The following is a 6751-nucleotide window of genomic DNA, read 5'->3' as shown; positions in this document are numbered from 1 at the left end:
GCGGTTCGCTCACAGCGGGTTCAAATTTAATCAATTCGTTTTTATTTATCAAAGCGTAAATCGCGCCCTCGGCGGTGTAGATCGCGTCTATGCTCGCCGTTTCGCTCCGCCCCGTCTTTAGCGCTTTTAAAAATTTAAGCTCGCTATCAAGCACGATGATTTCGGAGCCCGCAAAGGCCAGATAAATTTTGCCCTCGTTAAAAGCGAGCGCCGAAATTTCGTTGTAGCTGTATTTTTGAGTAAATTTTATCTCAAATTTAGCTGCGTCAAAAAGCTTTATCTCGCTGCTTTTATCGTATAAAAGCAGCTGCTTCGCGCTCGCATCGTAGGCGCTTAGGCGCAGCGTAGCATTGGTATCGAAGCTTGCCGCATCCGCCCAAACCTGCGATAAAAATATCAAAATACTAATGCAGAATTTATAAAATTTCATATTATTTGCCCTACGGAAATGATACTCCCATATCGCTTAAAAATCGGTTTAACGCCCCGCTTATGATAAAATTTTAAGCCTTTGCCAAGTTTATTAAAATTTTAAATTTTTGAAAAGAAGCACCCCGCTTTGCTCGGCGTCAAATTTATAAAATCTTAAATTTGTAACATCCCTTTAATTTTATTTAAATAAAAAGTTAGTATAATCGCCAAAGTTTGTTTTAATTTTTATAAAGGAGAAACGATGGAGTTTCTGACGAGTTTGTCTGAATTCAAGCAGTTCATTATTCAATTAATAATCGTGCTTGGTTGTCTGTTCTACGGCGCTAAAAAGGGCGGTATGGCCCTTGGAATTTTAGGCGGCATAGGACTTGTAATTTTGGTATTCGGCTTTAAGCTTCAACCCGGAAAGCCCGCCGTTGACGTTATTCTTACCATCCTGGCCGTCGTCGTAGCGAGTGCGACGCTACAGGCTACGGGCGGACTTGACGTTATGCTTCAGCTTGCCGAAAAGCTTCTTAGAAAGCATCCTAAATTTATATGTATCATCGCTCCTATGGTTGCGTGGACGCTTACGATTTTATGCGGAACGGGACACACCGTCTATACGCTGCTTCCGATTATCTACGACGTAGCGATTAAAAACAACGTCCGCCCGGAGCGCCCGATGGCCGCATCTACGATCTCATCTCAGCTTGCCATCATCGCTAGCCCCGTTTCGGTAGCTGGAGTTTCGATGGTCGCGATCTTGCTGGGTCAAGGCGTGCATATCGAGGGCTTTAGTAGCTATTTGGATCTACTTAAGCTTACTATCCCTTCTACCTTTATCGGAATGCTCGTAATCGGAACGTGGTCGATCTTTAGAGGTAAGGATCTGGATAAAGACCCTGAATTCCAAGAAAAGATCAAAGATCCGGAGCAGAAAAAATATATCTATGGCGAAAGCACTACTCTGCTTGGACAGAAGCTAGCTACCATTAAATGGGTATGTATGTGGATATTCTTAGCCACTATCGCGCTGGTTGCGGTCTTAGGATACTACAAGCAGTTCCGCCCCGCATGGACGAATAACGCACCGGGCAAATCCGTAGAGATCGTAGTGGATAAAAAAGATGTCAAAAACATCACGATTAAAGACGGTCAGGTCGTCTCTACGGTAGAGGGCGGCAAGGTAATCTCAAACGTCAAAGAGTCCAAAGCTAAAGACGCTACTAAATTTAACAGCGTCGAAATTTACGACAAAGACAAAAAGCTTACCCAAAGCATCGTTGCTCAGGACGGAAATGTCGTAATCACCGCAGGCGATAAGAGCGAGAGTATCGAAAACGCAAGCATCGTCGTAAAAGATACTATGAAGAAAACCGCAAATTTAAATATGGTTCTTACCATTCAAATTTTCATGCTTCTAGCGGCGTCCATTATGATGATCGCTTCGGGCATAAAAGCGGGCAGCATCGCCAAAAACGAAATTTTCCACAGCGGTATGGTTGCGCTCGTGGCGATCTATGGAATCTCATGGATGGCGGAGACGATGTTTACCGCCCATATCGAGATGCTTAAGGCGTCTTTGGGAGAGGTTGTCAAGGCCTACCCGTGGACCTATATTCTAGTTTCGCTGCTAATCAGTAAATTTCTAAATTCCCAGGCGGCCGCCGTTGCGACCTTTGTTCCGCTCGCTGTTACCATCGGTATCGATCCGGGCCTCATAATCGCATTCGCGCCGGCTTGCTACGGATACTATATCCTACCTACATATCCGAGCGACCTTGCGGCAATCCAGTTCGACCGCTCGGGCACTACGCATATCGGTAGATTCGTCATCAACCACAGCTTTATCTTGCCCGGTCTAATAGGCGTGCTTACGTCGTGCGGCGTGGGCTTTATTTTCGCTCATCTTTACGGCTATCTATAATAGCTATACGCTCGCGAGTTTCATACTCGCGAGCTTTTTAAATTTCAAAATTCTTTAGATTAACGCTCCGCGCCCGCGCAAAGCTAAATCGTTTTAAATAAAATTTACGTTATAATCCCGCCAAATTCCACATAGGAGGCAGATATGCAAATCCCTATCGCATACGGCAAAGATGATCATCTAAGCTTAGAGATAAACGAGAAAAATTTGCTCGGCGTTTTCGATCCAAACCCCGTGGCTAAATTTGACGAAACGGCGCTCATCGCAAAGGCTCTGGCAAATCCCATAAATCAAAAAAGCTTTGATGAGTTTATCGCGGGCGATGAAAAGATCGTCATCATCGTAAACGACGGCACGAGACCGACGCCGACGGCAAAAATTTTAAAGCAAATTTACCCGAAAATCCGCGAAAAAAATAAAATTTTCATCATCGCTACGGGCTGCCACAGAGAAGGCACGCTCGATGAGTACGAGATGATATTTGGCAAAGAAATTTACGCGGAAATCAGCGCCAAAAACGAAGTTCACGATCACGACTCCAAGCACGATGAGATGGTGTTTTTAGGCGAGAGCAAAAACGGCACGCAGATGTATCTAAACAAAATCGTAGCAGAAGCTAAAAAAGTGATCGTCATCGGCTCGGTCGAGCCGCACTATTTTGCGGGCTACACGGGCGGCAGAAAGGCCTTTTTGCCGGGCACGGCGTCTTATGAGAGCATCACGCAAAATCACAAGCTCGCCCTAAGCTCCGATGCGCAAGCTCTGCGCCTAGAGGGCAACCCCGTGCACGAGGATATGATCGACGCGATGAAAGTTCTTGCGCACATTGATGTCTTTTCAATCCAGACGGTGCTTGATAGCGAGCACGGCGTGTATTACGCAAGCGCCGGACACCTAAACGACAGCTTTTACGACTGCGTGAAAAAGGCAGACGAGGTCTTTTGCGTAAATATCCCGCGCAAGGCCGACATCGTGATCTCAGTCGCGCCCTATCCGATGGACGTTGATCTCTACCAGGCGCAAAAAGCCCTAGATAACGGCAAACTAGCGCTTGCGCGGGACGGAATTTTAATCATGGTCGCAAAGTGCCGCACAGGCATCGGACCAAAGCCGTTTTTTGACCTGATGGCCTCCGCCGACACGCCCAAAAAGGTGCTCGAAAAGATCAGCGCGGGCTTTAAGCTCGGCTATCACAAGGCCGCTAAAATGGCTGAAATCTCGCTCTGGGCGCAGACCTGGGCGGTGAGTGAGCTCAGCGACGATGAGATGCGAGCCGTGCATTTAAAACCATACCACGACATCCAAAAGGCCGTGGACGACGCACTCACGCAAAAGGGCGCGGACGCCAAAATCATCATCCTGCCGTTTGGCTCGATGACGGTGCCTAAGGCCTAGGCTTGGCTAAAATTTTATATTACGATGCGAGCGCGGGCATTAGCGGCGATATGAACTTGGCCGCTCTGGTAGAGCTTGGAGTGGATTTTGGCTATCTTTGCGCCGAGCTTGAGAAATTAAATTTAGCTGGTGAATTTAAGCTGGAGCGAAAAAACGTGCTAAAAAATGGTATCGCCGCTACTAAAATCGACGTAGTGCCGCTAAAATCGCAGCCCCACGCCAGAAGCTACACCGATATAAGGCAAATTTTAGAGAGTTCAAATTTAAGCCAGAGCTGCAAGCAAAGAGCGGACGCTATATTTCGCACAGTTGCCGAGGCCGAAGCCAAAGTCCACGGCACGGACGTAGATCGGGTGCATTTCCACGAGCTTGGCGCGGTTGATAGCATCGCGGACGTCGCGGGCGCAGCGATCTGTTTTGAATATCTTTTTGAAAATTTAGGCGTCTCGCGCGTGCTAAGCTCCAAAATCGAGCTTGGCGGCGGCATAGCGATCTGCGATCATGGCGAGCTTAGCGTGCCTGCACCCGCCGTTTGCGAAATTTTAAAAGGCGTGCCCGTAAGCCTCGGGCGAGCAAATTTCGAGATGGCTACGCCAACGGGCGCGGCGATTTTAAAGGCTTGCGCGGACGAGTTTACGGACGGCGCGAGCTTTAGGATCGAAAAGATCGGCTACGGAGCTGGCAGCAAAGACATCGCGGACTTTGCAAACGTGCTTCGCGCGATGATCTGCGAGGCGGATGAAAATTTAAACGACAAAAGCGGCGAGCCAAATTTAAGCGCGCAGGCTGGCTACGGCGAGGTTTGCAAACAAATTTTAATCTCCACGAACATCGACGATATGGATGCCGAGAGCTTCGCGCTTGCGTGTGAAATTTTACGCGAAAACGGCGCGCTAGACGTCTTTAGTCGCTCTATTTTTATGAAAAAGGGGCGCATGGGCTATGAGCTAAACGCGCTGTGCCGCAAGCAGGACGCGCAAAATTTAAAGGATCTGATATTTACGCACACGACGGCGATCGGCGTTCGCGAGGTAGAGGTTGCTAAAACCGAGCTAAAGCGCGAGTTTGTGCGTATGCAGACGAAATTTGGCGAGATAGGAGTTAAAATTTCGGGCACCTGCCAAACGCAAAAAATAAAGCCCGAATTTGAGGACTGCAAGGCCGCGGCGCTCGCGCACGGCACGACGATCGAGCGGGTGCGAAAAGAGGCGCTGAAAATCTATGACGAAACTAGAAAAACTAAAGGCTGATCTGCGCGAGCTGGGCGAACTCGCGGTCGCATTTAGCGGCGGCACGGACAGCTCGCTGCTGCTGCGCGCGGCGCACGACGCGCTAGGTGCGCGAGCAATCGGCATAACGATAAGATCGCCCTACATGTCCTCGCGCGAGATCGCCGAAGCCGTGGAATTTGCCCGCGCTTACGGCATCCGCCATGAAATTTTAGAGCTAGGCGTCGCGGAGGAGATCAAAGACAATCCCGAAAATCGCTGCTATCTGTGTAAAAAGGCGGTGTTTTCGCGCCTAATCGAGCGTGCCCGTGAGCTTGGTTTTAGCCGCGTCGCAGACGGCACGAACCGCGATGATCTGGGCGAACACCGCCCCGGGCTCAAGGCAAAAGAGGAGCTGGGCGTGCTCTCGCCGCTGATAAATTTAACCAAAGCCGAGATCTGCGAGTTATCGCGCGAGCTAAATTTGCCCACAGCCGAAAAGCCCGGCTATGCGTGCTTGCTAACGCGCTTGCCGCACGGGCGCGAGATCGATGAGAGCGAGCTAAATTTGATCGAAGCGGCGGAAAATCTACTCATCTCAAGCGGCTACGCAAACGTCCGCGCGCGGTGCGACCGCAAAAATATAAAGCTGCAAATGCCCTTTTCTAGTATGCAGGACTTCCTAAACGACGCGAAGTTTAAAAGTGTCGTTAGGCAGCTCGTGACGCTTGGCGCAGCGGAGGTGACGCTCGATCTAAAGGGGCTTAGAGAGGATGTTTTGCATGAGAGAGGATGAAATTTTAGAGCTTTTCGCGGGGATAAAAAGCGGCCGCGTGAGCGAGCAAGAGGCGCTAAAATACCTGAAAAACTACCCCTACGAGGACGTGGGCTGCGCCAAGATCGACACTCAGCGCGCCCTGCGAAACGGCGAGGGCGAGGTGATCTACGGCGAGGGTAAAACGGGTGATGAAATTTTACGCATCGCTGCTGCGATCGGCGCAAGGCGGCAAAATATCCTAATCACGCGCACGAACGAGCGGGTTTTTAAACGGCTGCGCGAGACGTTTCCGCAGGCAGAATTTAACGCTCGCGGCCGCGTCATCAGCGTCAATTTTAAAGAGCTCGCGCTCACGCAAAGCTACATCGCGATAGTATCTGCCGGCACCGCCGACGGCGCGGTCGTGGAGGAGGCGTACGAGACGGCGCGATTTTTAGGCAACGACGCGCGTAAATTTAACGACGCAGGCGTGGCGGGACTACACAGGCTGATCGCAAATTTAGACGAGATACGCGGCGCAAAGGTCGTGATCGCGGTAGCTGGCATGGAGGGCGCGCTAGCTAGCGTGCTCGCAGGCCTCGTGAGCGTACCGGTGATCGCGGTGCCCACCAGCGTGGGATACGGCGCGAGCTTTGGCGGGTTAGCGGCGCTGCTAGCGATGCTAAACAGCTGCGCAAACGGCGTCAGCGTCGTAAATATCGACAACGGATTCGGCGCCGCATATAACGCGAGCCTGATAAATCATCTCTAAATTTACGCCGCGCGAGGCAAATTTAACGGCTAAATTTGAAGGCTAAATTTAAAAGGAAAGCGTTGCGAGGGGAAAATTTAAGAGAGCAAAAGCCGCAAACAAGGCAAAGCGCGCGGACGAGGCTAGCGTTTTTAGCTGCGGCGGTTTTGATTTTGGCGGTTGAAATTTACATCGCGATCTGCGTAAAGGGCGGCTTTGTGCGCCACTACGCGGGTGACGTTTTGGCTGTCATCTTGCTTTATGCTTTGGCTCGGGCTGCATTTAGCGCGCCGCCTTTA

At 50.2% G+C, this 6751-nt stretch carries 6 protein-coding genes and 1 pseudogene; 6 read left to right on the top strand and 1 reads right to left on the bottom strand.

Annotated features, from left to right (window positions below; genetic code table 11):
- Positions 1–430 (bottom strand): hypothetical protein (locus Q0438_RS03060; RefSeq protein ID WP_299187246.1); only part of this gene is annotated, 430 nt, incomplete at its 3' end.
- Between the two features lie 243 nt (positions 431–673).
- Between Q0438_RS03060 and Q0438_RS03055 the strand changes: the two genes are divergently transcribed.
- The 6 genes and pseudogenes from Q0438_RS03055 to Q0438_RS03030 form a co-directional block, all read left to right on the top strand.
- Entirely contained in the window at positions 674–2341 is a 1668-nt protein-coding gene (locus tag Q0438_RS03055; protein WP_299187244.1) for an anaerobic C4-dicarboxylate transporter, read from the top strand.
- Positions 2342–2485: 144 nt separating this feature from the next.
- On the top strand, positions 2486–3736 hold the full coding sequence (gene larA / locus Q0438_RS03050; RefSeq protein ID WP_299187242.1) for a nickel-dependent lactate racemase: 1251 nt from the start codon (positions 2486–2488) through the stop codon (positions 3734–3736).
- Positions 3737–3738: 2 nt separating this feature from the next.
- Positions 3739–4986 (top strand): nickel pincer cofactor biosynthesis protein LarC, encoded by a 1248-nt coding sequence (larC, locus tag Q0438_RS03045; RefSeq protein ID WP_299187240.1) that lies wholly within the window; start codon positions 3739–3741, stop codon positions 4984–4986.
- Complete coding sequence (gene larE / locus Q0438_RS03040; protein WP_299187239.1) at positions 4958–5740, top strand: ATP-dependent sacrificial sulfur transferase LarE; 783 nt, start codon at positions 4958–4960, stop codon at positions 5738–5740. The genes larC and larE overlap by 29 nt, the downstream gene beginning before the upstream one ends.
- Positions 5727–6473, top strand: coding sequence for a nickel pincer cofactor biosynthesis protein LarB (gene larB, locus Q0438_RS03035; protein ID WP_299187249.1), 747 nt, complete (start codon positions 5727–5729; stop codon positions 6471–6473). The genes larE and larB overlap by 14 nt, the downstream gene beginning before the upstream one ends.
- 62 nt (positions 6474–6535) lie before the next feature.
- Positions 6536–6751, top strand: a pseudogene (locus tag Q0438_RS03030) (DUF2809 domain-containing protein); the annotation flags it as partial.

Source organism: uncultured Campylobacter sp. (assembly GCF_938030785.1).
Taxonomy (GTDB): domain Bacteria; phylum Campylobacterota; class Campylobacteria; order Campylobacterales; family Campylobacteraceae; genus Campylobacter_B.
This window is presented reverse-complemented; position numbering and strand designations above follow the sequence as displayed.

Bases quoted from the DNA above. Each gene is read 5' to 3' on its own strand.
- Q0438_RS03055 (WP_299187244.1), top strand. From the start codon at position 674: ATGGAGTTTCTGACGAGTTTGTCTGAATTCAAGCAGTTCATTATTCAA.
- larA (WP_299187242.1), top strand. From the start codon at position 2,486: ATGCAAATCCCTATCGCATACGGCAAAGATGATCATCTAAGCTTAGAG.
- larB (WP_299187249.1), top strand. From the start codon at position 5,727: ATGAGAGAGGATGAAATTTTAGAGCTTTTCGCGGGGATAAAAAGCGGC.
- larE (WP_299187239.1), top strand. From the start codon at position 4,958: ATGACGAAACTAGAAAAACTAAAGGCTGATCTGCGCGAGCTGGGCGAA.